Below are 25545 nucleotides of genomic sequence, written 5' to 3' on the forward strand. Positions count from 1 at the left end.
TTCCGTAAAAATGGCTCAATACGTCTATACCATGCACCGGGTGGGCAAGATCGTCCCGCCCAAGCGCGAGATCCTGCGCAACATCTCCCTGTCGTTCTTTCCCGGCGCCAAGATCGGCGTGCTGGGCCTGAACGGCTCGGGCAAGTCCACCCTGCTCAAGATCATGGCCGGCCTCGATCGCGAGATCGAGGGCGAGGCAGTGCCCATGCCGGGCATCAAGATCGGCTACCTGCCGCAGGAGCCGCAGCTCGATCCCGAGCACACCGTGCGCCAGTCGGTGGAAGAAGGCCTGGGCGAAGTGGTGGCCGCGCGCAAGCGCCTGGAAGAGGTCTACGCCGAATACGCCGAGCCCGACGCCGATTTCGACAAGCTGGCGGCCGAGCAGGCCGAACTGGAAGCCATCATCGCGGCGGCCGCCTCCAGCGGCGCCGACGACCTGGAAACCCAGATGGAGGTGGCCGCCGATGCGCTGCGCCTGCCGCCCTGGGACGCCAGGGTGGGCAACCTGTCCGGCGGCGAGAAGCGCCGCGTGGCGCTGTGCCGCCTGCTGCTGTCCAAGCCCGACATGCTGCTGCTGGACGAGCCCACCAACCACCTGGACGCCGAAAGCGTCGAATGGCTCGAGCAGTTCCTGCACAAGTTCCCCGGCACCGTGGTGGCCGTGACCCACGACCGCTACTTCCTGGACAACGCCGCCGAATGGATCCTCGAACTGGACCGCGGCCACGGCATTCCCTGGAAGGGCAACTACAGCTCGTGGCTGGCCCAGAAGGAAGAGCGCCTCAAGCAGGAAGAGGCCAGCGAGTCGGCCCGCCAGAAGACCATCAAGAAAGAGCTCGAGTGGGTGCGCCAGAATCCCAAGGGCCGCCAGGCCAAGGCCAAGGCGCGCCTGGCCCGCTTCGAAGAGCTCTCGTCCTACGAATACCAGAAGCGCAACGAGACCTCCGAGATCTTCATTCCGGTGGGCGAGCGCCTGGGCAACGAGGTCATCGAGTTCGAGAACGTCAGCAAGGCCTATGGCGAGCGCCTGCTGATCGACAACCTCAGCTTCAAGGTGCCGCCCGGCGCCATCGTGGGCATCATCGGCCCCAACGGCGCGGGCAAATCCACGCTGTTTCGCATGGTCGCCGGGCGCGAGCAGCCCGATTCGGGCCAGGTCAAGCTCGGCAAGACGGTCAACCTGGCCTACGTGGACCAGTCGCGTGATTCGCTGGAAGACGGCAAGACGGTGTTCGACGCGGTGGCCGACGGCGCCGACATCCTGACGGTGGGCAAGTTCGAGATGCCGGCGCGCGCCTACCTGGGCCGCTTCAATTTCAAGGGCGGCGACCAGAACAAGCGCGTGGGGCAGCTTTCGGGCGGCGAGCGCGGGCGCCTGCACCTGGCCAAGACGCTGATCAAGGGCGGCAACGTGCTGCTGCTGGACGAGCCCTCCAACGACCTGGACGTGGAAACCCTGCGCGCCCTGGAAGATGCCTTGCTCGAGTTTCCGGGCTGCGTCATGGTGATCAGCCACGACCGCTGGTTCCTGGACCGCATCGCCACCCACATCCTGGCGTTCGAGGGCGATTCGCAAGTGGTGTTCTTCGACGGCAACTACCAGGAATACGAGGCCGACAAGAAGGCCCGCCTGGGCGCCGACGCGCAACCCAGGCGGCTGCGCTACAAGGCGCTGAAGTAGGCCGGGCAGGGCCTGCCGCCCTGTGCGGCGGGCCGCCGCGTTGCCGCTCGCCCGCCCGGCTCGCCGGCCCTGGCGAAACCGTGCGTAACCGGCGCCGCGCGGCGCCTGTGTTCATAACTTGTTGCGCATGCCAGAATTGCGGCGTGGGCAGACCGGCGGATGTTACAGGGCGAAAGTCTTGAAACACATGCTGGGCAAACCTCACAGCAAATCCGGGATCGTTCTGACAAAGTAAGGGTCATACGAATAACCCTTTTTATAAGGAGCAAGCCATGAACGTTCGTACCGCTTCCAAAGCGATCGCCATTGGAGTGCTTGCCGTTGCAGCATCCGGTTGCTCGAGCTGGGATTCCATGAGCTCGCGCCAGAAATCCACCGTGACCGGCGCGGGCCTGGGCGGCGTCGCAGGCGCTGTCATCACCAACGGCGGCGTGCTGGGTACCGTCGGCGGTGCGGCCATCGGCGGCGTGATCGGCGACCAGATCGGCAAGAACCGCTGACCGTGCGCAGCGCCACTCCGTCCAAGCATCACCGGCCCGGGCCCTTCGGGGCTTGGCCGATGGTAGGAGCCGCCGGGTGAAACACCCGGCCTGCGGTTCCAAGAGCCCGCCAGATGGCGGGCTCTTTTTTGGCCGGGGGGCAGCAAGCCGAAGGCGCAGCGTGGGGTGGGGGCATTTTTCCATGCGCCCGGCACGCCAAAGGGTTATTTTGTGACTTGGTCCTATATTCCCACGAAAGAGGAGTACCCCATGGCACGCATCGCACTCATCGGCGCCTCCGGACAGGCCGGCACGCGCATCCTCAAGGAACTCTCCGATCGCGGACACGCCGTCACCGCCATTGCACGCAATCCGGAGAAGATCGCGGCACTGCCCAATGTCAGCGCCAAGGCGGGCGACGTGGCCGACAAGGACGCGCTGGCAAAGCTGCTGGCCGGGCATGACGCGGTGGTTAGCGCCGTGAGGTTTGCAGACTGCGACCCGCGGGTGCTGATCGACGCGGTGCGCGCTGCGGGCGTCAAACGCTATCTGGTCGTGGGCGGCGCCGGCAGCCTGGAGGTCGCGCCGGGCCAGCGCCTGATCGACCAGCCGGATTTCCCCCAGGCCTACCGCCCCGAAGCCGGCAAGGGGGCTGAATTCCTTGCGGTACTCAAGCAGGAAAAAGAACTGGACTGGACCTTCCTGTCGCCTTCGGCCGAGTTCGTGCCGGGCGAGCGCACCGGCAAGTTCCGTTTGGGCAAGGACGCGCTGCTGGTCGGCGAACAAGGCAGCCGCATTTCCTTCGAGGATTATGCGGTGGCGCTGGTGGACGAGATCGAGCGGCCGGCGCACTCGCGCCAACGTTTCACGGTGGGCTACTGAGGCATGCCCTGATGAAACCGCTGCCGGCCATTTCCATGCGGCACGGCAGGCGCGGCGCCGCGGCGGTCCTGCCGCGGCGGCCGGGCGCTCAGTTTTGCGGCATCTCGATCTTGACTTCCAGGATTTCCAGCGAATCCTGCTTCTCGACGTGGACCTTGATGTCGTCGGGATTGATCTTGATGTATTTGGAGATGACCTCGATCAGCTCTTTCTGCAGCTGCGGCAGGTAGTCGGGCGCATCGCGGTCCGAGCGTTCGTGCGCCAGGATGATCTGCAGGCGTTCCTTGGCGACGCTGGCGGAAGTCTTCTTCTGTCCGAGCAGGAATGACAACAGGGACATGGCTTACTTCCCTCCGAACAGGCGCTTGAGCAGGCCGGGCTTTTCGTATTCGGTGAAGCGCAGCGGCTTTTCCTCGCCAAGGTAGCGCGCCACCACGTCCTTGTAGGCTTCCGAGACGTCGCTGTCCTTCAGGTGGATGGCCGGCACGCCCTGGTTGGAGGCCTGCAGCACGGCTTCCGACTCGGGGATCACACCGATCAGCTTGATGCGCAGGATGTCCTCGATGTCCTGGCGCGAAAGCATTTCGCCGCCTTCCACGCGCTTGGGGTTGTAGCGGGTGAGCAGCAGGAATTCCTTGACCGGCTCGTCGCCTTCGATGGCCCGGCGCGACTTGGCGGCCAGGATGCCCAGGATGCGGTCCGAGTCGCGCACCGAGGAGACTTCCGGGTTGGTGACCACCAGCGCGTCGTCGGCGAAATAGGCCGCCATCAGCGCGCCGGCCTCGATGCCGGCGGGCGAATCGCAGACGATGTACTCGAAGCCCATGGCCTTGAGCTCCTCGATGACCTTGCCCACGCCTTCCTGCGTGAGGGCGTCCTTGTCGCGGGTCTGCGAGGCGGGCAGGATGAACAGGTTGTCCAGCTGCTTGTCCTTGATCAGCGCCTGCTTGAGCGTGGCTTCGCCCTGGATGACGTTGACGAAGTCGTAGACGACGCGGCGCTCGCAGCCCATGATCAGGTCCAGATTGCGCAGGCCGACGTCGAAATCGATGACCGCCGTCTTGTGCCCGCGCATGGCCAGGCCCGAAGAGAAGCTGGCGCTGGTCGTGGTCTTGCCTACGCCGCCCTTGCCGGAAGTCACCACCACAATACGTGTCATGACGCGATAACCTTATTGATGTGTTTGAGTTAAACCGCAGTATCGTAAAGCAAAATGCGCCGTAAACGCTGATTACCAGATGTAGGCAAACGTAGGCGCTCGGCCGGGGTCAGCCCGCCAGCGGCGCGATGTGCAGGGTATCGCCGTCCAGGCTCACCACGCCGGGCCGGTTGTGCAGCGCGGCCGGCAGCCGGGCTTCCACCACCTTGTAGACCCCGGCGATGGCCAGCAGCTCGGGATCGAGCTGGGTGGTGAAGATGCGCGCCGTGCCGTCGCCGCGCGCGCCGGCCATGGCCTTGCCGCGCAGCGGCCCGTAGACGTGGATGTTGCCGTCGGCGATCACCTCGGCGCCCTGGCTGACCATGCCCACCACGATCAGGTCCGTGCCGCGCGCGTAGATGCGCTGGCCCGAGCGCAGCGGCCGCGATACCACCATGGCGGCGGGAGGCGCCGCGGCGTGAGCCTGCTCCGGGACCGCCGCCGTGCCGGCCGGCGCGCCCGTGTCCCCGGGCGCGGCGGATTCGCCGGATTCGGCCGCTTCGGCGGGCGGCGGCGCGGTGGCCACCTTGGCCGCCTCGACGTCCAGCGCCGCGGCCGGCGCGGCGGTGTCCGGCGCCGGCGCCTGGGGCCGCGAGGCGGCGGCCAGTTCGACCGGGACCAGGCCGGCCGCCTGGGCGGCGTGCAGGTTGGCGCCCTCGGCGACCACTCCGATGGGCGGCAGGGCGTGGCGGCGCAGGGCCTGCAGCAGGGCAGGCCAGTCCAGCGGCTGTTCGATCCGGCTGGCGTCGATCACCACCGGCTCGTTCTGGAAGAAGCTGCCGGCGTCCTGCATGCGCTGGTCCAGGGCGGCCAGCAGCGCGCCGGTGTCGGCGTTCTGCAGCACCACCCGCAAGGCATAAAGGTTGGCGCTCTTGAAGTCCAGCGCCAGCTTGGGCGCGGCGGGGGAGGGGGCGGTATCGGCCAAGGGATTCGATGCAACAAAAAGAAAGCCGCAGTGTAACGGCTGCGCCGGGGCCGTGTTAACCCCGGCGCGCCGTCCGCCCGCTGGCTAGCCGCGGTCTGCCCAGGAGTCGCGCAGCGTGGCGGTGCGGTTGAGCACCGGCCGCTCGACGGTGGACAGTTCGCGGTCGGCGGTGAAATAGCCCAGCCGTTCGAACTGCCAGACCGCGCCCGGCTCGGCGCGGGTGCCCGGTTCGAGCCAGCCTTGCACCACCTTGATGGAGTCCGGGTTCAGCGCGTCCAGGAAATTGCGCTCGCCCCCGTCCGGATGGGGCTGCGCGAACAGCCGGTCGTACAGGCGGATCTGGGCCGGCACCGCATGGGCCGCGCTGATCCAGGTGATGTTGCCCTTGACCTTGACGCTGTCGGCCCCCGGCGTGCCGCTCTTGGTGTCCGGCAGGTATTCGGCATGCACCTCGACCACCTCGCCGTTCTCGTCCTTGACGCAGCCCGTGCACGTGACCACATAGCCGTATTTCAGGCGCACCGAGTTGCCCGGGTAGAGCCGGAAGTATTTCTTGGGCGGGACTTCCATGAAGTCGTCGCGTTCGATCCACAGCTCGCGCGAGAAGGGGAACTCGCGCTGGCCCGCCTGCGGGTCGTGCGGGTTGCGCGGGGCGGTGCAGGTTTCGCTGCGGCCTTCGGGATAGTTGGTGATGACCAGCTTGAGCGGCTGCAGCACCGCCACCGAGCGCGCCGCGATGGGATCCAGGTCGTCGCGCACGGCCTGCTCGAGCAGGCTGTAGTCGATGCGCGAATCGGACTTGGACACGCCCGTGCGGTCGCAGAACAGGCGGATCGAGGCGGGCGTATAGCCGCGCCGGCGCAGGCCCAGCAGCGTGGGCATGCGCGGGTCGTCCCAGCCCTGGACGTGGCCTTCCTGCACCAGCTGCAGCAGCTTGCGCTTGCTGGTGACGATGTAGGTCAGGTTCAGGCGCGCGAACTCGTACTGTCGCGGCAGCGGCTCGGCCAGCTTGCCCAGCTCGGTCAGGCGCGCCAGCACCCAGTCGTAGAAGGGGCGCTGGTCCTCGAACTCGAGCGTGCAGATGCTGTGGGTGATGCCTTCGAGCGCGTCCTCGATGGGGTGCGCGTAGGCGTACATGGGATAGATGCACCACTGGTCGCCACTGCGGTGGTGGTGCGCGTGGCGGATGCGGTAGAGCACCGGATCGCGCAGGTTCATGTTGGGCGAGGCCATGTCGATGCGCGCGCGCAGCACCAGGCTGCCGTCCGGGTGCTGGCCCTCGCGCATCTCGCGCAGCCTGGCCAGGGATTCTTCGGCCGGCCGGTTGCGCCAGGGCGAATCCACGCCCGGCTCGGTCAGGGTGCCGCGGTTGATGCGCGTCTGCTCGGCGCTTTGCTCGTCCACGTAGGCATGGCCGGCCATCACCAGCGCCTCGGCGAACTCGTACATGTAGCCGAAGTAGTCGCTGGCGAAATAGCGGTTGTCGCGCCCGTCGGCCTGCCAGTCGAAGCCCAGCCAGCTGACCGCCTCGGTGATGGCGTCGACGTATTCCTGGTTTTCCTTTTCGGGGTTGGTGTCGTCGAAACGCAGGTGGCAGACGCCGCCGTAGTCGCGCGCCAGGCCGAAGTTCAGGCAGATGCTCTTGGCATGGCCGATGTGCAGGTAGCCGTTGGGTTCGGGCGGAAAGCGCGTGCGGATGCGGGCCGGATCGGGTTCGCCCTGCGCCTGCACGGCGGCCGGGCCGGGACGCCCGGCCCAGCGTTTGCCCTGGTAGCGGCCGCGCTCTAGGTCGGCTTCGATGATCTGGCGCAGGAAATTGGTGGCCGCGGGCGGCGTGGGATGGCTCATTGCAGGCAGGGTGAAGCGGCGTGGGTAAAAACGTCAATTTTGCCACGGCTGGCCGGCCGTCCTGTTATTCTCCGCTGCGCGGCTATTTGGGGTCCGCCCCCGCCGACCTTCTTTCCGACCACGCCCTGCACCATGGATGTCACCCCGTTGTCGCTGGCGCGCGTGCATTTTCTCGCCAGCCTCGGATTCTTCGCGCTGTTCCTGGCCATCGCCCTGGCGCTGGCATGGGTGCTGCTGCTGTTCAAGATCCAGGCGCGCCGCACCGGCGCGCCGGGCTGGACGGCGGCCTACCGCCTGTGGGTGCGGCTGTTCGCCCTGGCCTTCGTGCTGGCCCTGGCCGCCTGCGTGCCCTTGCTGTTCCAGCTGGGCGCGCTCTGGCCCATCCTGATGGAGCGCGTGGGCAACGTGCTGGGGCCTTTGCTGGGCTTTGCCGTGGTCACCGTCTTCGTCCTGAAGTCCTGTTTCCTGGGCGTGATGCTCTTTGGCCAGCGCCGCGTCTCCGACCTGGCCCATACGCTGTCGGTCGGCATGGTGGCGGCGGGCCTGCTGCTGGCGACCTTCTGGCTGGCCGCCATGGTGTCCTGGACGCACGCGCCGGCAGGCGCCGTGCTGGTGGATGGCCGCTACGTGCTGCTGGACTGGGTCGAGGCGGTGTTCAACCCGGCCATGCCCTGGCTGTTCGCCTCGCTGGTGCTGGCCTCGGCCTTGACGGGCGCCTTCCTGCTGGTGGGCGTGTCGGCCTGGCAGGCCTTGCAGCGCCCGCCGGCCGATGCCGAGCGCATGGCTTTCCGGGTGGGCCTGCGCCTGGCCGGCGTGGCGCTGGCGCTGCAGGTGGCCGCCGCGACCGGCGCGGCACAGTGGATCGCCCAGGCCCAGCCGGCCAAGGCCGCCGCCGCGGCGGGCTACTGGCATGGCGGCGAAACCGCCCGCTGGGTGCTGTTCGGCTGGCCGGACGCGGCCGGCCAGCGCAACCGGGCCGAAATGGCGCTCGGCCGCCTGCCGGACTGGTGGCTGGGCAGGTCGGCCGAGGGCGGGCAACTGGGCCTGGACGCCTATTCGGGCATGCTGCCGCCGGTGGCCGCCACGTTCTGGTCCTTCCGCATCATGGTGCTAGCCGGGCTGGCCATGATCGTGCTGGCCGGCCTGACGCTGCTGCGGCTGCACCGGCGCCGCCTCGACCCGGCCGGCTTGCCGCGCGCCTGGCTGCACGGGCTCTCGGCCGGCACCTGGCTGGGCGGCCTGGCCCTGCTGGCCGGCTGGGGCTATATGGAATTGGGCCGCCAGCCCTATGCCGTCTACGCCACCGTCACGGTCACCGAGGCCGCGGGCGATATCCCGGCCGGCCTGCTGGCCGGTTCGCTGGCCGCCCACCTGGCGCTGTACGGCCTGCTGTTCGCGGCCTTCGTGCGCATGACCTACCACGCGGCCCGCTACGGCGTGGTGCCGGTGCGCAAGGCGGGGGCGCGGCCATGATCGAGCTGCTGGCCGCCGCCATGGGCCTTGCCGCGGACGATCCCGCGTTCTGGATGCCGCTGCTGTTCATGGGCCTGCTGTTCCTGCTGATCGCCGCGGGCACTTTGCTGGACGGCATCGACATCGGCGTGGGCATCCTGGTGCCGCTGGCGCCGGCCGAGTCGCGCAGCCGGCTGATGGTCATGCTCAGCCCCTGGCGCGATGCCAACGAATTCTGGCTGCTGCTGGGCGCGGGCCTGTTCGCCGCCGCCTTTCCCTTCGCCTGGGGCGCCATCCTGGCCAAGCTGTTCGCGCCGCTGGCCATGTTGATGCTGGGCGTGATGCTGCGCACCGTGGCCTTCGAGTTCCGCATCCGCGCCAGCGGCCGCGCCCGCCAGCGCTGGATACTGGGGTTCTGGGCCGGCTCGGTGCTGACCGCGTTCTCGCACGGCGTGCTGCTGGGCCGCGTGGCCACGGGCTACCAGGTGCAGGCGGCGCACCTGTGGTTCGACGCCTTCGTCGGCCTGTGCGCGGTGGCCGCCTACCTGCTGCTGGGCGCAACCTGGCTGGCCATGCGGGTGGACGGCCCGCTGCGCACGCTGGCCGTGCGCTGCGCCCGGCATGCGATCCGCTGGGCGGCCGCCGGCATGGTGGCGGTGTCGGTGGCCCTGGGGCTGGCCAACGCAGGCATCTTCTACAAGTGGAGCAACCTGGCGGACCTGTCGCTGGCCTTGCCGATCTGGATCCTCATGCTGGCCTGCTTCGTCTGCATGGAGATCGTGCTGCTGCGCCTGGCGCGGCCGGCCAGCCGGGCCCTGCCGGGCACGCCCTTCGCGCTGTGCCTGCTGCTGTTCCTGCTGATGCTGGTGGGCCTGGGATACAGCCTGTTCCCCTACATGATCCTGGACGACCTGACGCTGTGGGACGGCGCGGCGGCGGTCTCGTCGCTGCGGCTGGTGCTGGCCGCCACGGTGGTGGCCGTGCCGGTGATGGCGGTGTTCAGCCTGCTGGGCTACCGCTCGCTGTTCGGGCCGGATCGCTCGGACACGGATGTGGTGGCCCCCTAGGACTCGGCGCAGGCCGGCAGCCTGACCGTCACCTGCAGGCCGCCGGATGCGGCGGTCTCCAGCGCCAGGCTGCCGCCGTGGGCCCGGGCGATGGCATCGGCCAGCGCCAGGCCCAGCCCCACGTTGCCGCTGCGCGTGCGGGCATCGTCCAGCCGCGAGAACGGCCGCAAGGCGTCCTCGCGCCGCTCGGGCGCGATGCCCTGGCCGTGGTCGCACACGCGCAGCACGGCCGAGCCGTCCTCATGCTGCAGCGAGACCTGCACGGGCGGGGCGCCATGGTGCAGGGCGTTGCCGATCAGGTTGTCCAGCAGGCGCTCCAGCGCAGCCGCATCGCCTTGCACCCGCAGCGGCGTGTCGCAGTTGCGCGTCAAGGAGACCGGCGCCCCGCTGCTTTGCCAGGCCGTCACGCGCTCGGCCAGCCACTCGTTCAGGGGCCATTCGGTAAAGCGATAGGTGCCCGGGTCGGTGCCGCGCACGAAGCCGATGAACTGGTCCACCATGCCTTGCATGTCGCTCAGGTCCTTGCGCAGCCCTTCCTTCAGGGCCGGGTCCTCGGCCATCTCGACCCGCAGGAACATGCGCGCCAGCGGGCCTTTCAGGTCGTGGGGCAGTCCCGCCAGCAGGGTGCGCCGCACCCGGTCTGATTCGGCCAGCGCATCGAGCATGGCGTTGAAGCGCTCGCCCAGCACCCGCGTTTCGTGAGGTCCCGATGGCGTCACGCGGCTGGGATGGCCCCGCGCCAGTTCGTCGGCAGCCTGCGCCAGGTGCGTGATGGGGCGCGAGATGTGCCAGGAGAACCAGGCCGCTAGCAGCAGCAGCAGGCCCAGGCCGCCGAGCCAGAACACCAGCAGCGGCGTGCCCACTGGCGGGTCGATGCGGTCCAGCGGCACCACCAGCCATTCGTGCAGGCCCGGCGTGTCGTCCTGGGTGTTGGCCGACAGCGAGATGAACAGCTGCGGCCGCGGCCCGCGCGAGAGCGCCACGCGGGTGCCTTCGCCCAGGTGGGCGTTCAGGCGCTCGACCAGCCCGCGCAGGTTGCGGCGGATGTCCGCCGGGTCCGGGTCCCAGCTGGGCGGCGGGCGGCCGCGCATGCCGCGGCCCTGCACCCGCGCATCCGAGGGCAGGGTGCGCGACCAAAGGCGCCAATGGCCTTGCGAGGCGTCGCGCACGAATTCGTCGCGCGCATGCGGCGGCACGATGTTCACGGAAAAGCGCAGGGCGCGGATCGTGGTGGCGATCAGGTCGATGGCCACGGCGTCCAGGTAGTGGCGCTGGTAATGGGTCACCGTGGCCAGCGTGGCCGCCTGCGCCAGCAGCAGGGTGCCCAGCACGAGCGCGATCAGGCGCGCCCGCAGCGTGCGCGGCAGCAGCGCGGACACCACCGCGGGCAGGGTGGGCCATCTCATGGAGAGAAACGGTAGCCGATCCCCCACACGGTCTGGATCCAGCGCGGCTGCTTGGGGTCGTCCTCGATGGCGCGGCGCAGCCGCAGCACCGCGATGTCGATGGCGCGGTCGTTGCGTTCGCCGCCGTCGTCGTCGCGGGCCAGCGCCAGCAGGCGCTCGCGCGACAGGGGCTTGCCGGGGTTGCGCACCAGCGCCTCGAGCAGGTTGATTTCGCCGCCGGTCAGGCGCACGACCTCGCCGCCACGGCTGAGCTGGCGGGTGGCCGGATCGAAGACGAAAGGCCCGAAACTTACCGGCGCGTCGCGCGTCAATGCCGAGGGGCCGCTTTTGCGGCGCAGCACGGCTTCGATGCGGGCCAGCAGCTCGCGCGGATCGAAGGGCTTGCCCAGGTAGTCGTCCGCGCCGGCTTCCAGGCCGATGATGCGGTCCACGGTCTCGTCGCGGGCGGTCAGCAGGATGACGGGAATGTCCTCGCCCTGCTCGCGCAGGCGCCGGCAGGCGTCGGCGCCGTCCCCGCCGGGCAGCATGCGGTCCAGCACCAGCAGGTCGGGGCAATAGCGCGCGATGCGGGCCGGCAGGTCGGTGGCGTCGGGCGCCAGCAGCGTGTCGTAGCCATGCCGGTTCAGGTAGTCGGCCAGCAGCTGGCGCAGCGCCGGGTCGTCGTCCACGACCAGCAGTTTGACGGGAGGCGTATTGTCCATGGGCAGCAGTGTCGCCGCAGCGCGCGGCGCAGGCAAGCATGGAGAAATGGTCTGAAATAACCGTGGCCGCCAGGCCCTAGAATGAACGCTATGCTGCGATGCTTCCAGTATCCGTCCGCCGCGCCGCTTTCTCCCGCCACGGTGAAACCGGGGCAGGGCGGGCGGGCGCGCGCCGCCGGGGCGGCGCTGGCGCTGGCGTGCGCTATCTTGCTGGCGCCGCCGGCCGCCGGCCAGGCGCGCGGCGGCTGGGTCGATCCCTACGGCGGCTCCTTCCTGCCGGGTCCGCAGGGCATTTCCCGCCTGTCCGCGGCGCAGTCCTATCCGGTGCGGCCGGCCGAGGGGCGCGTACGCGTGCGCGAGCTGCCGCCGCCGGTCCTGGTCGAGCCCGAATCGGGGACGGATGGCTGGATACCCCTGCCGGTGGAGCAGGGCGAGCTGTTCGGGCCGGACTACGACTGGCGCTATGTCCATACCTGGGGTCCCGACGACGCGCCGGTGGAAGTGGTGTCCTCGGCCGAGCGCACGGCGCGCCGCTTCTCGCCGGTGGCCGGCCTGTCCGGCCTGCAATACGGCCAGCAGGGCCTGACCTACCGCCAGGCCGGCGGTCCCAGTCTGAGCGTGGGCATGCTGCGGCCCAACGCGCCGCGCTGGAGCAACGTGGCGCCGATCAGCGGCCTGCAGCTGGCCCGCTGGAGCGGCGCGGCCGATGCGGTGCTGCCCGAGGGCACGCTGGGCTATTCCTCCACCATCGGCCGGCTGGACTATTCCGACCCGGCCGCCGAGTCCGGCGGCCTGCTGGTCGGCCCCTCGGCCGGCGGGGGCTCGCTGCGCTACGGGCTGACCTCGGACCTGACGCTGGAAAGCCACCTGCAGCGCGCGCCCGACCTGACCGCGGTGGGGCTGGGCGGGGTCTATTCGCTGGGCGGGCTGGGCACGCTGCAGGCCGGCGCCGTGCAGGCGCACATGCAGCAGTACACCGGCTGGCGCTACCAGGTGGGCTATAACGTGGACCTGTTCGAGTCGGTGCGCCTGGGCTACCAGGGCGTCACCACCGACCGCGGCTACGGCGACCTGGCCAGCTATGCCTCGGGGCCGCTCACGGCGGCCAGCCAGCGCAACGTCCTGACCGCCGGCCTGCCGCTGGGCAGCTACGGCACCTTCAGCGGCACCTTCAATACCCTGCGCGCGGACGGCATCACCACCGAGCAGCGCCTGGGCGTGCAGCACAGCATGGAGCTGACCCCGCGCACCCGGTTCATGCTGGGCGCCAACCGCGACGCGGTCAGCGGCGCCTACCAGATGCTGATGCAGCTGACGCTGCCGGTGGACGTGCTCGAAGGCAGCCTGGTGCGATAAGGGCGCCCGCCCGCCTGCCGGCGCCGGGGCGTAAAATGCCGGCCATGACGCATACCGGCTTTCCCCATGTCTGACCCCCGCGCGCTCGAAGTCTTGCAGCGGGTCTTCGGCTACGAGTCCTTTCGCGGCGAGCAGCAGGCCATTGTCGACCAGGTCATCCAGGGCGGCGACGCCCTGGTGCTCATGCCCACCGGCGGCGGCAAGTCGCTGTGCTACCAGGTGCCCGCGCTGGTGCGCGAAGGCACGGGCGTGGTGGTCTCGCCGCTCATCGCGCTGATGCAGGACCAGGTCGATGCCCTCACCGAACTGGGCGTGCGCGCTGCCTATCTCAATTCCACGCAGGACTGGCAGGCGGCGCGCGAGGTCGAGCAGGCCTTCGTGGCGGGCGAGCTCGACCTGCTCTACGTGGCGCCCGAGCGCCTGCTCACCGACCGCTGCCTGGCCCTGCTCGAGCGCGGGCGCATCGCGCTGTTCGCCATCGACGAGGCGCACTGCGTTTCCCAGTGGGGCCACGACTTCCGGCCCGAATACCTGGGCCTGTCCATGCTGCACGAGCGCTGGCCCCAGGTGCCGCGCATCGCGCTCACGGCCACCGCCACCGAGGCCACGCGCGTGGAGATCGCGCAGCGCCTGGCGCTGGACGATGCCCGCCATTTCGTGGCCAGCTTCGACCGGCCCAACATCCGCTACCGCATCGTCGAGAAGAACGACGTGCGCCGCCAGCTGCTGGCCTTCATCCGGGGCGAGCACGAAGGCGAGGCCGGCGTGGTGTACTGCCTGTCGCGCTCCCGGGTCGAGGAAACCGCCGCCTTTCTCAGCGCCCAGGGCATCGCTGCGCTGCCCTACCATGCCGGCCTGCCGGCGCCGGTGCGCGCGGCCAACCAATCGCGCTTCCTGCGCGAGGAAGGCATCGTCATGGTGGCCACCATTGCCTTCGGCATGGGCATCGACAAGCCCGACGTGCGTTTCGTGGCCCATATCGACCTGCCCAAGTCGGTCGAGGGCTACTACCAGGAAACCGGCCGCGCCGGGCGCGACGGCCTGCCGGCCAACGCCTGGCTGGCCTACGGCCTGCAGGACGTGGTGCAGCAGCGCCGCATGATCGACGATTCGCCCGGCGACGAGGCCTATCGGCGCCGCCTGGGCGCCCAGCTCGACGCCATGCTGGGCCTGTGCGAGACCGTCGATTGCCGCCGCCAGCGCCTGCTGGCCTATTTCGGCCAGCGCATCGGGCCCTGCGGCAACTGCGACACCTGCCTGGAGCCGCCGCAGGCCTGGGACGGCACCGTGGCCGCGCAAAAGGTGCTTTCCACCGTCTACCGGCTCTGGAAAGAGCGCGGCCAGCGCTATGGCGCCGGCTACATCATCGACATCCTGCGCGGCAAGCGCAGCGAGCGCACCGCGCAATACGGCCACGAATCGCTCAGCGTCTTCGGCGTGGGCGCCGACCTGTCCGAAACCGCCTGGCGCGGCGTGCTGCGCCAGCTGCTGGCGCTGGGTCTGCTGACCGTCGACACCGAGGGCTACGGCACCCTGGCCCTGACCGAGGACAGCCGCGCCGTGCTCAAGGGCGAGCGCACCCTGATGCTGCGGCGCGAATCGGAAAAGTCCGCCGCGCGCGGGCGCGCCGCCAGCCGCGGCAAGACCGAGCTGCCGCAGCTGCCGCCCGAGGCCCAGGCCCTGTTCGAGGCCTTGCGCAACTGGCGCGGCGAGGTGGCGCGCAATCACGGCGTGCCGGCCTACGTCATCTTCCACGACGCCACGCTGCGCGAGATCGCGCTGGCCCGGCCCGAAACCCTGGAAGACCTGGGCCATATCAACGGCGTAGGCGCGCGCAAGCTCGAAGCCTACGGCCAGGACATCCTCGAACGGGTGGCGGGGCAAGCCGCCTAGCGGTCCGCGCCTGGCCCGCCGCGCCCGCACATCGCCAACGGAGCATCGCCATGAGACTGGACAGATCGCGCAGGAGCCGGAACGTCGAAGACCGCCGCGCCGGCGGGCCGCGCATGGGGGGCGGCCGCATCGGGCTGGGCGCCATCGTGCTGGCGCTGGTGGCCATGTATTTCGGCGTGGATCCCAGCGTGGTGCTGGACCTGGCCCAGCAGCAGGCGCCGCAGCAAACCCAGGGCACGGCCGTCCCGCCTGACGACGCCCAGGCGCAGTTCGTCGCCACCGTGCTGGGCGAGACCGAGGACACCTGGCGCGAAATCTTCCAGACGCAAACCACCGGCCAATACCAGGACACCACGCTGGTGCTGTTTCGCGGCGCCACGCCCACGGCCTGCGGCACGGGGCAATCGGCCATGGGGCCGTTCTATTGCCCGGCCGACCGCAAGGTCTACATCGACCTGGCCTTCTTCGACGAGATGCGCAGCAGGCTGGGCGCGCCCGGCGATTTCGCGCAGGCCTACGTGATCGCCCACGAGGTCGGCCATCACGTGCAGAACCTGCTGGGCACGCTGGGCCGCGTGAACCAGCAGCGCGCCCAGGTCTCGCCCTCGCAGGCCAACCAGCTTTCCGTGCGGCTGGAGTTGCAGGCCGACTGCTACGCCGGCGTCTGGGCCCACCATGCCGACGCGGCGCGCCAGGTGCTGGAACACGGCGATATCGAAGAGGCGCTGGGCGCGGCCAGCGCCGTGGGCGACGACACCTTGCAGCGGCGCCAGCAGGGCAGGGTGGTGCCTGACTCGTTCACCCACGGCAGCTCGGCGCAGCGCATGCAGTGGTTCCAGCGCGGCTACGAAACCGGCCGGATGAAGGCCTGCGATACTTTTGCCGCAGCGGGCTGAGGCGCTGCCGCGCCGATCGCCCCACCCGGGACGGCGGGAAGGGTCAGCCTTCGAACAGCCCGCCGCTGTGCAGGCCGCCGGGCACCGCCAGGCCCAGATGCCGCCAGGTGGTCTGCGTGGCCATGCGCCCGCGCGGGGTGCGCTGCAGGAAGCCGTGCTGGATCAGGTAGGGTTCGATCACGTCTTCGATGGTGTCGCGCTCCTCGCCGATCGCCGCCGCCAGGCTGTCCACGCCCACCGGGCCGCCGTCGAACTTGTGCACGATGGCCTCGAGCAGCTTGCGGTCCATCAGGTCCAGGCCCTGCGGGTCGACCTCGAGCATGCTGAGCGCGGCCGCGGCCACCGGCCCTTCGATCGCGCCGCGCGCCTTGACCTCGGCATAGTCGCGCACACGGCGCAGCAGCCGGTTGGCGATGCGCGGCGTGCCGCGCGCGCGGCGCGCGATCTCGGCCGCGCCCTCGGGCGTGATGGCCGCGCCCAGCAGCCCCGCGCTGCGCGAGACGATGCGCGCCAGGTCGTCGGGCGTGTAGAACTCCAGGCGCGAGACGATGCCGAAGCGGTCGCGCAGCGGGTTGGTCAGCATGCCGGCGCGGGTGGTCGCGCCCACCAGCGTGAAGGGCTGCAGGTCGAGCTTGACGCTGCGCGCGGCCGGGCCTTCGCCGATCAGGATGTCGATCTGGAAGTCCTCCAGCGCGGGGTAGAGGATTTCCTCGACCACCGGCGACAGGCGGTGGATCTCGTCGATGAACAGCACGTCGTTCTTCTCGAGATTGGTCAGCAGCGCGGCCAGGTCGCCAGGGCGCTCGAGCACGGGGCCGGAGGTCTGGCGCAGGTTCACGCCCATTTCGGCCGCGACGATGTGCGCCAGCGTGGTCTTGCCCAGGCCCGGCGGGCCGAACAGCAGCACGTGGTCCAGGGACTCGCCGCGCTGGCGGGCGGCCTGGATGAAGATCTCCAGCTGCTCGCGCACCCGCTGCTGGCCGACGTAGTCGCCCAGCACCTTGGGGCGCAGGGCGCGCTCCACCGATTCTTCGTTGGGGGAGGCGGGCTTGGGCGTCACCAGGCGGGACGGCTCGCCCAGCGAGGAAAGGGAGTCGGACTGGATGGCCATGGCAATGACTGGATAAACGGACAGTCATCGTACACCAGAGCCGCGCGCCTTGTGCTTGCCCGGCACGCCGCGCCGCGGGCGATTATCATCGGGGGCGTGGGCACGGCCGCCCGATGCATCCCGCCGCGCCAGCCTGCCCAGCCATGCCGCAGGAATTCCCAAGGACCAATCCGCACCCATGCCTACAGCCAGCCCCACCCCCGACCTGCCCACCTTCGCACACGTCCAGCGCGCCGCCCAGGTGCTGCAGGGCGTGGCGCACCGCACGCCGGTGATGACTTCCGCCACCGCCGATGAACGGACCGGCGCGCGCGTCTTCTTCAAGTGCGAGAACTTCCAGCGCATGGGGGCGTTCAAGTTCCGCGGCGCCTATAACGCCATCGCCAACCTGGACCAGGCGCGCAAGCGCGCCGGCGTGCTGACCTTCTCGTCGGGCAACCATGCCCAGGCCATCGCGCTGGCCGCCCGGCTGCAAGGCGTGGCGGCCACCATCATCATGCCGCACGACGCCCCGGCGGCCAAGCGCGCGGCCACCGAAGGCTACGGCGGCAAGGTGGTGGTCTACGACCGCTACCGGCAGGACCGCGAGGAAGTGGCCCGCCGGCTGCAGGCCGAAAGCGGCGCCGCGCTGATTCCGCCCTACGATCACGAGCACGTGATCGCCGGTCAGGGGACGGCCGCGCTCGAACTGTTCGAGGAGGCCGGGGCGCTGGACTACCTGTTCGTCTGCCTGGGCGGCGGCGGCCTGCTGGCCGGCTGCGCGCTGGCGGCCAAGGCCCTGCATCCGCAATGCACGGTGATCGGCGTCGAGCCCGAGGCGGGCAACGACGGCCAGCAGTCGCTGCGCAAGGGCGAGGTGGTGCGCATTCCCACGCCCAAGTCCATTGCCGACGGGGCCTTGACCACGCACCTGGGCCGCCTGACCTTCCCGATCATCCAGCACAACGTGGCCGACATCTTGACGGTCACGGATGCCCAACTGGAAAACTCGGTGCGTTTCTTCGCCGAGCGCATGAAGATGGTGGTCGAGCCCACGGGCACGCTGGCCGCCACCGCGGTGCTGGAGCAATCCCTGGACCTGCGCGGCAAGCGGGTGGGCGTGGTGATCAGCGGCGGCAACGTCGACCTGAAGGCCTACGCGCGCATCCTGGCGGGTCCAGGCGATCAAACGGACAGCCGCGCCGCGTAGCGCCTTTTCCGCCGGGTTCCGGACCCGGCGCGCTAAGGCCGTTCGCCCGCCAGCCAGCGCGCCGCGGCGGCCACCACCCGGTCGGCGGCGTCGGGTGCCATGCAGTCGATGACCGTCTTGCCTTCCCAGCCGCGCAGCCAGGTCAGCTGCCTTTTCGCCAGCTGCCGTGTCGCGGCGATGGCCTGCTCCCGGGCCTGCCCGCGCGAGACTTCCCCGTCCAGCCAGGCCCACAGCTGCCGGTAGCCGACGCAGCGCACCGAGGGCAGGCCCGGGTGCAGGTCGCCGCGCGCGCGCAAGGCGCGCACCTCGTCTTCCAGGCCCGCGGCCAGCATCGCGTCAAAGCGCTGGGCGATGCGGGCGTGCAAGGCCAGCCGGTCCGAGGGCTCCAGGCTGAGCAAATGCAGCGGCGGCGCGGCCGGCGTCGGGCCGCCGCCCGGCTGCGCCGCCTGGCGCCCCAGCAGCGCCGACATCGGCTGGCCCGACACCAGGCAGATCTCCAGCGCGCGCTGGATGCGCTGGCTGTCGTTGGGCGCCAGGCGGGCGGCCGTGAGCGGGTCGTGGCGCGCCAGCTCCGCATGCAGGGCGGGCCAGCCTTGGGCCGCGGCCCGGGCGTCGAGCTGCGCGCGCAAGGCCGGATCCGCGCGCGGCAGGTCGTCCAGGCCATCGCGCAGGGCCTTGTAGTACAGCATGGTGCCGCCGGCCAGCAGCGGGATGCGGCCGCGCGCGCGGATCTGGCCGATCAGCCGCAGCGCGTCGTCGCGGAACTCGGCTGCCGAATACGATTGCGCGGGGTCGCGGATGTCCAGCAGGTGCTGGGGCGCCCGCGCGCGTTCAGCGGCGCCGGGCTTGGCCGTGCCGATGTCCATGCCGGTATAGATGGTGGCCGAATCGACGTTGACGATCTCCACCGGCCAGCGTTCGGCGATGGCCAGCGTGGCGGCGCTTTTGCCGGCGGCGGTGGGGCCGGCCAGGCACAGCACTGGCCCGCCCGGGTCATGCGGGCGCGTCATTGGCCGCGCAGGAACAGCTTGTCCAGGTCGGACACCGACCATTGCACCCAGGTGGGCCGGCCGTGGTTGCATTGGTCGGCGCGCTCGGTCTGTTCCATGCGCCGCAGCAGGGCGTTCATCTCGTCCAGCGTCAGGCGGCGGTTGGCGCGCACCGAGCCGTGGCAGGCCATGGTCGAGAGCAGCTGGTTGCGCTGCTCGAGCAGGCGTTGCGACACGCCCACCGTGGCCAGGTCGCGCAGCACGGCGCGCGCCAGCGTCTCGATGTCGCCCTTGGCCAGGATGGCCGGCACCGAACGCACCGCGATGGCGGCCGGGCCGGCCGGGCGCATCTCGAAGCCCAGTTCTTGCAGTTGTCCGGCGTGCTCCTCGACCAGGGCCACGTCCTTTTCCTGCGCATTGAAGACCACCGGCACCAGCAGGTCCTGGCGCGGCAGCGACTGGGCCTGCAGCGCCTGCTTGAGCTGTTCGTACACGACGCGCTCGTGCGCGGCATGCATGTCCACCAGCACCAGGCCCTGGCGGTTCTGCGCCACGATGTAGATGCCGTGCAGCTGGCCCAGCGCCATGCCCAGCGGCATGTCGTCCTGCGCGGCCACTGCATCCGGGACACGCTGCGCCAGCCGCGCGGCCTCGAAGGCGGCCGGCGCCCCGGCCCCGGCTTCGGCCGCGCCCGACGCAGCGGAACCCGACGCATTGCCGTGGCCGGCCTCGCCGTCCAGCGGACGGTAGAAGCTGCGCCAGTCTTCAATGGGGCGGCCGTGCCCGGGTTGGCCGGACCCCGCCATGCCATAAGGCAGGCCGGGTTCGTGCAGGCGAAAGGGCACCTGGGTGTGCGGCCTGGCCGGCGCAACAGCCACGCCGGCGCCCGCCGCGGCGGCGCGGTCGGGCCCGGACGAGGCGCCGGGCGCGCCGTCCGGGCCGGCGGCGGCCCAGCCGGCCTGGCCCGGGCCCGGATCGCCCTGGGCGTCCTGCCGCGCCGCCTCGTCCAGGCCCGCGCCGCCGGTGCGGGCCAGCGCCTGGCCCACCACCTGGCTGACGAAGCGGTGCACCGCGCCGCTGTCGCGAAACCGCACTTCGTGCTTGGCCGGATGCACGTTGACGTCCACCGCCAGCGGATCGATACGCAGGAACAGCACGTAGGCGGGCTGCCGGTCGCCGTGCAGCACGTCGGCGTAGGCGGTGCGCAGCGCGTGCGAGACGGTGCGGTCGCGCACATAGCGGCCATTGACGTAAAGGTACTGCCGGTCGGCCCGCGCCCGCGCCGCGGTAGGGCGGGTAATCATGCCGGACAGGCTGGCCGCGCCGGCTTCGGCGTGCACCGGCAGTCCCTGCTCGGTGAACTCCGCGCCCAGCACGTCGCGGATGCGCTGCGGCGCCGGGGCCGGCGGCCAATGGCGCTGCACGCGTTCGTTGTGGCTCAGGCGAAAGGCGATGTGCGGATGGGCCAGCGCCACGCGCTCGAGCACGTCCAGGCAGTGGCCCAGTTCCGTGCCTTCCGAGCGCAGGAACTTGCGCCGCGCCGGCACGGCGTCGAACAGCTGGCGCACGTCCACGGTGGTGCCCGGCGGCCCGGCGGCCGGTTCGGCCTGGCGGTCCCCCCCGCGAATCTGCCAGGCGTGGGACGCGCCGCGCGTGCGCGAGGTCAGGGTCAGCTGCGCCACCGAGGCGATGGAGGCCAGGGCTTCGCCGCGAAAGCCCATGGAAGCGACCGACTCCAGCTCGTCCAGGCTGCCGATCTTGCTGGTGGCGTGGCGCGCCAGCGCCAGCGGCAGTTCTTCGGGCGGTATGCCCACCCCGTCGTCGGTGACGGCGATGCGCTGGATGCCGCCGCCCTCCAGGCGCACCTCGATGGCGCGCGCGCCTGAATCCACCGCGTTCTCCAGCAGCTCCTTGAGCACCGAGGCCGGCCGCTCGATGACCTCGCCGGCGGCGATCTGGCTGATCAGCAGGTCGGGCAGGGGGGCGATGCGGCGGCGTTCGGTCATGTCAGGCAAGGCGGCTCAGGGGGCGAGCGGGAATTGTAGTCCCGCGGCCCGGCGCGGCCCGCCCGCCGCTCAGCCCACCGAGGCCAGCGGCGGATTGGCCGCGAAGTACCTTTCGATGCCCGTCATCATCGCGATGGCCAGCTTTTCCTGGTGCGCGCTGCTGCGCAGCAGGCGTTCCTCGGCCGGATTGCTGATGAAGGCGGTTTCCACCAGGATGGAGGGAATGTCCGGCGCGCGCAGCACGGCGAAGCCGGCCTGCTCCACGCGGGGCTTGTGCAGGCGGTTGATGGCCTTGATCTCCTCCAGCAGATGCGAGCCCACTTTCAGCGAATCGTTGATCTGCGCGGTGGTGGACAGGTCCAGCAGCACCTTGGCGATCTGCCGGTCCTGCGCGCCGATGTTCACCCCGCCGATCAGGTCGGCGGCGTTCTCCCGGCTGGCCAGCATGCGCGCGGTGGTGCTGCTGGCGCCGCGCTCGGACAGCGCGAATACCGAGCTGCCGCGCGCCGTGGGCTTGATCCACGCGTCGGCATGGATGGAGATGAACAGGTCCGCCCGCACCCGCCGGGCCTTCTGCACGCGCACGTGCAGCGGCACGAAGAAGTCCTTGTCGCGCGTCATGTAGGCCCGCATGCCCGGCGTGGCGTCGATGCGCGCCTGCAGGCGCTTGGCGATCTGCAGCACCACGTCTTTTTCGCGGGTGCCGCCCGGGCCGATCGCGCCCGGATCCTCGCCGCCGTGGCCCGGGTCCAGCGCGATGGTCAGCGTGCGGCGGCGCGCCCGGGAAGGGGTCGAGGGCTGCGGCGCAGGCTTGGCCGGCGGACTGGGCTGCGGCGTGGGCAGGGCGATCTGGCCCGGCGCGGTGGGCGCCGGCGGCACGGCCTCCCCGGGCGTGGTGGGATTGTTGGCGATGTCCTCCAGGATCTTGGCCAGGGGATCGTCGTCCATGGCGCCCTGTTTTTTCAGCAGGGCGACGATGGGATCCTGGGCGATCTTGGGGTACAGGTCCAGCACCAGCCGGTACTGGTATTCGCCCACGGGCTTGAGCGTGAATACCTGGGGGGCGATGGACTGCTTCAGGTCGAAGACCAGGCGCACCACGTTTTCGCGGTTCTGCGCCACGCGCACCGAGGCGATGTAGGGGTCGTCGGGCTGGACCTTGCGGATCAGGTCGTCCAGCGTGCGGGTCATGGTCAGGCCCTGGATGTCGACCACCAGGCGGTGCGGCCCTTCCAGGGTGAAGTGTTCGGCCTTGAGCTCGCTGTCCAGCTCCAGGGTGATGCGGGTGTATTCGTCGGCGGGCCAGGTGCGCACCGCCAGGATGGTGGCTGCCTGGGCCATCCGGGGGATGACCGGCAGCAGCAGCAGGGTGGCCGCCGCACCGATCAGGCGACGCCGGTTGGCCGCCTCGGGCTTTAGCCAGAGGCCTCGGGGGGGAAGTTCAGTGCGGTCAGCCATGATAGCCCTCGAGCGGTGTAGGCGGTCAGCAACGCTTGCCGGCCGGACCCTGCGTAGACCAGTTCGATGTCCAGATCGGGAGGGGGCAAAAGACCCTCCGCCCGCTCGGGCCATTCGATCAAAACGAGCGCATCGTCACGCAGTATGTCGCGGAATCCGGCGTCGAGCCACTCACGCGCATCGCTAAATCTATAAAAATCAAGGTGATACAAGTATAAGTTAGAAATTTTATAGGATTCAAGTAGCGCATAGCTCGGACTTTTGATACGGCCTGTAATGCCGCAGGCCCGCAACAGGGCTCGCACCAGCGTGGTTTTGCCCGCGCCCAGCTCGCCGCGCAGGTGGATGCGTCCTCCCGCCGGCCCCCCGGAAGGCGGCACGGCCAGCGGGGCCAGGCGCCGGGCCAGCGCCTCGGTGGCCGCCTCCTCGGACAGGGACAGGCAGCGCGTGGCTAGGGCAGACATGGCGGCTCTCCAGTGGAAAAATGGGAAGGATTATAGGAAGCGGCGCCGGGCCGGCCGCATCTGCTATCCTTGTGTGTATTGATACACATTCTCAATTGAACCGGGCCAGTTCGGCCCGCATCCGGAGCCGCACGTCCATGACCCACCGTATCGAAAAAGACACATTCGGTCCCATCGAGGTGCCGGCCGAGCATCTTTGGGGCGCCCAGACCCAGCGTTCGCTGCAGTTCTTCGCGATCTCCACCGAAAAAATGCCGGCCGCGCTGATCGACGCGCTGGCGCGCCTCAAGCGCGCCGCCGCCCGCGTCAATGCCGAACTGGGCGAGCTGGACGGCCCGCTGGCCGATGCCATCGTCCAGGCGGCCGACGAAGTGGTCCAGGGCAAGTGGCCCGGCGAGTTTCCGCTGTCGGTCTGGCAGACGGGTTCGGGCACGCAAAGCAACATGAACATGAACGAGGTGCTGGCCAACCGCGCCTCCGAGCTGCTGGGCGGCGAGCGCGGGCAGGCGCGCAAGGTGCATCCCAACGACCACGTCAACCGCGGCCAGTCCTCCAACGACGTGTTTCCCACCGCCATGCACGTGGCCGCGGCGGCCCAGGTCGAGCAGGTGCTGCTGCCCGCGCTGCAGGGGCTGCGCGACACGCTGGCGGCCAAGAGCCAGGCTTATCGCGACGTGGTCAAGATCGGCCGCACCCACTTGCAGGACGCCACGCCGCTGACGCTGGGCCAGGAGCTGTCCGGCCACGTGGCGCAGCTCGACCTGGCGCAGCGGCAGATCCGCGCCGCCTTGCCGGGCCTGCACGAACTGGCCATCGGCGGCACGGCCGTGGGCACGGGCCTGAACGCCCATCCCGAGTTCGCCGAGCGCGTGGCCCGCGAACTGGCGCGCGACACCGGCCTGGCCTTCGTGTCGGCGCCCAACAAGTTCCAGGCCCTGGCCGGGCACGAGGCGCTGCTGTTTGCGCACGGCGCGCTCAAGACCCTGGCGGGCTCGCTGATGAAGATCGCCAACGACGTGCGCTGGCTGGCCAGCGGCCCGCGATCGGGCCTGGGCGAGATCAGCATTCCCGAGAACGAGCCGGGCAGCTCGATCATGCCGGGCAAGGTCAACCCCACCCAGTGCGAGGCCCTGACCATGCTGGCGGCCCAGGTCATGGGCAACGACGTGGCCGTGAACATCGGCGGGGCCAGCGGCAATTTCGAGCTCAACGTCTTCAAGCCCGTGATCATCCACAACTTCCTGCAGTCGGTGCGCCTGCTGGCCGATGGCATGAGAAGCTTCGATGCCCATTGCGCCGCGGGCATCGAGCCCAACCGCGAACGCATCCAGGAACTGGTCGAGCGGTCCTTGATGCTGGTGACGGCGCTGAACCCGCACATCGGCTACGACAAGGCCGCGCAGATCGCCAAGAAGGCCCACAAGGAAAACCTCTCGCTGCGCGAATCGGCGCTGGCGCTGGGCTTTCTCAGCGCCGAAGAGTTCGACCGCTGGGTGGTGCCGGCGCAGATGACCAACCAGCAATAGGGGGCCGCCGCGCCGCGGGGCAGGCCCGGCTGCGCGGGCGCGGCCCGCCTGCCGCCGAGCCGGCCGGCCGCTCAGCCGGCCAGCCATGCGGCGGCGGCCAGCCACAGGGGGATGGTGGCCGCCGAGATCACCGTGGCCAGCGAGACCTGCAGCGCCACCAGCCGGCCGTCCCCGCCCATGCGCATGGCCAGCACGTAGGCCGAGGAGGCCGGCGGCAGGGCGGCGAACAGCAGCAGCATCTGGCGGGTGAGCGCATCGAGCGCCAGCAGGTGTCCCACCGCCAGCGCGGCCAGCGGCAGCCACAGCAGCTTGACCGCCGTCATCCATGCCATCAGGCCTGCCTGCCCGCGTCCGCCCTGCCAGGTCAGGTTCGCGCCCACGCACAGTATGCCCAGCGCGACCGCTGCCGCGCCCAGGCGCGCCATGACCGTGTCCACCGGCCCGGGCAGCTGCAGCCCGGCCAGGTTGGCCGCCAGTCCGGCCAAGGTCGCCAGCACCAGCGGGTTGCGCACGATTTCGCGCAAGGGCCTGGCGCCGCTCTGGCGGGCCAGGGCATGCACGGCGGCGACGTTGACCAGCGGCACGGCAAAGCCCACGATCAGCGCCATCAGCGTTTGCCCGGCCGGGCCGGCCAGATTGGCCGCCAGCGCCAGGCCGATATAGGTATTGAAGCGGTAGGCGCATTGCGCCGTCGAGGCGTAGGCCAGCAGGGCCGGGCGCAGCAGCGGCTTGGCCAGCCAGGCCAGGACCATGCCCGCGCCGCAGACCAGGGCGGTGGCCAGCAGCAGGTCGGCCGCGGTCGCGGCGCTGATGGGGGTGCGCAGGATGGATTGGAACAGCAGGGCGGGAAACAGCACGAAATACACCAGCCGTTCCATGCCGGCAAAGAACTCGCGCGTGAAGGCCAGGCGGTGGTGCAGCAGCCATCCCAGGGCGACCAGCAGAAAATCGGGCAATACCAGCAGGACGACTGACATCTTTATAGGGTGGAATAGGGTGCGGCGGCCCGGCGCGCCGC

General features: G+C 70.2%; 22 protein-coding genes. 10 read left to right on the top strand and 12 right to left on the bottom strand.

Annotation, left to right across the window (positions count from 1 at the left end; all coding sequences use genetic code 11):
• The first annotated feature begins 10 nt into the window (after positions 1–10).
• The 3 genes from ettA to V8Z80_RS14910 all read left to right on the top strand — a co-directional run bounded on the left by ettA (position 11) and on the right by V8Z80_RS14910 (position 3042).
• Positions 11–1681, top strand: coding sequence for an energy-dependent translational throttle protein EttA (ettA, locus tag V8Z80_RS14900; RefSeq protein ID WP_155196529.1), 1671 nt, complete (start codon positions 11–13; stop codon positions 1679–1681).
• A gap of 272 nt (positions 1682–1953) precedes the next feature.
• A complete protein-coding gene (locus V8Z80_RS14905) occupies positions 1954–2181 on the top strand; it encodes a glycine zipper 2TM domain-containing protein (protein ID WP_155196528.1) in 228 nt (75 codons plus the stop codon).
• Between the two features lie 249 nt (positions 2182–2430).
• Positions 2431–3042, top strand: coding sequence for an NAD(P)-dependent oxidoreductase (locus tag V8Z80_RS14910; RefSeq protein ID WP_336062544.1), 612 nt, complete (start codon positions 2431–2433; stop codon positions 3040–3042).
• An 88-nt stretch (positions 3043–3130) separates the two neighbouring features.
• Here the strand turns inward: V8Z80_RS14910 and minE are convergent, their stop codons facing one another.
• The 4 genes from minE to V8Z80_RS14930 all read right to left on the bottom strand — a co-directional run bounded on the left by minE (position 3131) and on the right by V8Z80_RS14930 (position 7013).
• Positions 3131–3382: a cell division topological specificity factor MinE gene (gene minE, locus V8Z80_RS14915; RefSeq protein ID WP_155196526.1), complete on the bottom strand. Its 252-nt coding sequence runs from the start codon at positions 3380–3382 to the stop codon at positions 3131–3133.
• Between the two features lie 3 nt (positions 3383–3385).
• Entirely contained in the window at positions 3386–4201 is an 816-nt protein-coding gene (gene minD / locus V8Z80_RS14920) for a septum site-determining protein MinD (protein ID WP_155196525.1), read from the bottom strand.
• Between the two features lie 109 nt (positions 4202–4310).
• The gene (gene minC, locus V8Z80_RS14925; protein ID WP_336062545.1) at positions 4311–5165 is read right to left on the bottom strand and encodes a septum site-determining protein MinC; all 855 of its coding nucleotides are present in this window, start codon (positions 5163–5165) and stop codon (positions 4311–4313) included.
• An 84-nt stretch (positions 5166–5249) separates the two neighbouring features.
• Positions 5250–7013, bottom strand: coding sequence for a glutamine--tRNA ligase/YqeY domain fusion protein (locus V8Z80_RS14930; protein ID WP_155196524.1), 1764 nt, complete (start codon positions 7011–7013; stop codon positions 5250–5252).
• A gap of 132 nt (positions 7014–7145) precedes the next feature.
• Between V8Z80_RS14930 and V8Z80_RS14935 the strand changes: the two genes are divergently transcribed.
• On the top strand, positions 7146–8486 hold the full coding sequence (locus V8Z80_RS14935) for a cytochrome ubiquinol oxidase subunit I (RefSeq protein WP_336062546.1): 1341 nt from the start codon (positions 7146–7148) through the stop codon (positions 8484–8486).
• Entirely contained in the window at positions 8483–9532 is a 1050-nt protein-coding gene (locus tag V8Z80_RS14940; RefSeq protein WP_155196522.1) for a cytochrome d ubiquinol oxidase subunit II, read from the top strand. The genes V8Z80_RS14935 and V8Z80_RS14940 overlap by 4 nt, the downstream gene beginning before the upstream one ends.
• Here the strand turns inward: V8Z80_RS14940 and V8Z80_RS14945 are convergent.
• Positions 9529–10938, bottom strand: coding sequence for a HAMP domain-containing sensor histidine kinase (locus V8Z80_RS14945; RefSeq protein ID WP_155196521.1), 1410 nt, complete (start codon positions 10936–10938; stop codon positions 9529–9531). The two genes, V8Z80_RS14940 and V8Z80_RS14945, sit on opposite strands and share 4 nt — an antisense overlap.
• A complete protein-coding gene (locus tag V8Z80_RS14950) occupies positions 10935–11639 on the bottom strand; it encodes a response regulator (RefSeq protein WP_155196520.1) in 705 nt (234 codons plus the stop codon). Before V8Z80_RS14950 ends, V8Z80_RS14945 begins: the two co-directional genes overlap by 4 nt.
• Before the next feature lie 81 nt (positions 11640–11720).
• On the opposite strand from V8Z80_RS14950, the gene V8Z80_RS14955 reads away from it, so the two are divergent.
• The 3 genes from V8Z80_RS14955 to ypfJ all read left to right on the top strand — a co-directional run bounded on the left by V8Z80_RS14955 (position 11721) and on the right by ypfJ (position 15784).
• A complete protein-coding gene (locus V8Z80_RS14955; protein WP_336062547.1) occupies positions 11721–12995 on the top strand; it encodes a hypothetical protein in 1275 nt (424 codons plus the stop codon).
• Between the two features lie 66 nt (positions 12996–13061).
• Positions 13062–14888 carry a DNA helicase RecQ gene (gene recQ / locus V8Z80_RS14960; protein ID WP_155196518.1) on the top strand — a complete coding sequence of 609 codons (1827 nt, stop codon included), beginning with the start codon at positions 13062–13064 and terminating at the stop codon, positions 14886–14888.
• A gap of 50 nt (positions 14889–14938) precedes the next feature.
• Positions 14939–15784 (top strand): KPN_02809 family neutral zinc metallopeptidase, encoded by an 846-nt coding sequence (ypfJ, locus tag V8Z80_RS14965; RefSeq protein WP_336062548.1) that lies wholly within the window; start codon positions 14939–14941, stop codon positions 15782–15784.
• 43 nt (positions 15785–15827) lie between these two features.
• Here ypfJ and ruvB read toward each other — a convergent pair whose 3' ends face one another.
• A complete protein-coding gene (gene ruvB, locus V8Z80_RS14970; protein ID WP_155194353.1) occupies positions 15828–16895 on the bottom strand; it encodes a Holliday junction branch migration DNA helicase RuvB in 1068 nt (355 codons plus the stop codon).
• A 178-nt stretch (positions 16896–17073) separates the two neighbouring features.
• Between ruvB and V8Z80_RS14975 the strand changes: the two genes are divergently transcribed.
• Positions 17074–18084, top strand: coding sequence for a threo-3-hydroxy-L-aspartate ammonia-lyase (locus V8Z80_RS14975; protein ID WP_336062549.1), 1011 nt, complete (start codon positions 17074–17076; stop codon positions 18082–18084).
• A gap of 32 nt (positions 18085–18116) precedes the next feature.
• Here the strand turns inward: V8Z80_RS14975 and miaA are convergent, their stop codons facing one another.
• The 4 genes from miaA to tsaE all read right to left on the bottom strand — a co-directional run bounded on the left by miaA (position 18117) and on the right by tsaE (position 23001).
• Positions 18117–19094 (bottom strand): tRNA (adenosine(37)-N6)-dimethylallyltransferase MiaA, encoded by a 978-nt coding sequence (gene miaA, locus V8Z80_RS14980; RefSeq protein ID WP_336062550.1) that lies wholly within the window; start codon positions 19092–19094, stop codon positions 18117–18119.
• Positions 19091–21079 (bottom strand): DNA mismatch repair endonuclease MutL, encoded by a 1989-nt coding sequence (mutL, locus tag V8Z80_RS14985; protein WP_336062551.1) that lies wholly within the window; start codon positions 21077–21079, stop codon positions 19091–19093. The genes miaA and mutL overlap by 4 nt, the downstream gene beginning before the upstream one ends.
• A 69-nt stretch (positions 21080–21148) precedes the next feature.
• Complete coding sequence (locus tag V8Z80_RS14990) at positions 21149–22537, bottom strand: N-acetylmuramoyl-L-alanine amidase (protein WP_336062552.1); 1389 nt, start codon at positions 22535–22537, stop codon at positions 21149–21151.
• Complete coding sequence (gene tsaE, locus V8Z80_RS14995) at positions 22495–23001, bottom strand: tRNA (adenosine(37)-N6)-threonylcarbamoyltransferase complex ATPase subunit type 1 TsaE (protein WP_155194344.1); 507 nt, start codon at positions 22999–23001, stop codon at positions 22495–22497. Before tsaE ends, V8Z80_RS14990 begins: the two co-directional genes overlap by 43 nt.
• 137 nt (positions 23002–23138) lie before the next feature.
• Between tsaE and fumC the strand changes: the two genes are divergently transcribed.
• On the top strand, positions 23139–24527 hold the full coding sequence (fumC, locus tag V8Z80_RS15000) for a class II fumarate hydratase (RefSeq protein ID WP_155194342.1): 1389 nt from the start codon (positions 23139–23141) through the stop codon (positions 24525–24527).
• Between the two features lie 71 nt (positions 24528–24598).
• Here fumC and V8Z80_RS15005 read toward each other — a convergent pair whose 3' ends face one another.
• Positions 24599–25504 (bottom strand): AEC family transporter, encoded by a 906-nt coding sequence (locus V8Z80_RS15005; RefSeq protein WP_155194341.1) that lies wholly within the window; start codon positions 25502–25504, stop codon positions 24599–24601.
• Between the last annotated feature and the right edge of the window lie 41 nt (positions 25505–25545).

The organism is Orrella sp. JC864 (assembly GCF_037026685.1).
Classification (GTDB): Bacteria; Pseudomonadota; Gammaproteobacteria; order Burkholderiales; family Burkholderiaceae_B; genus Orrella.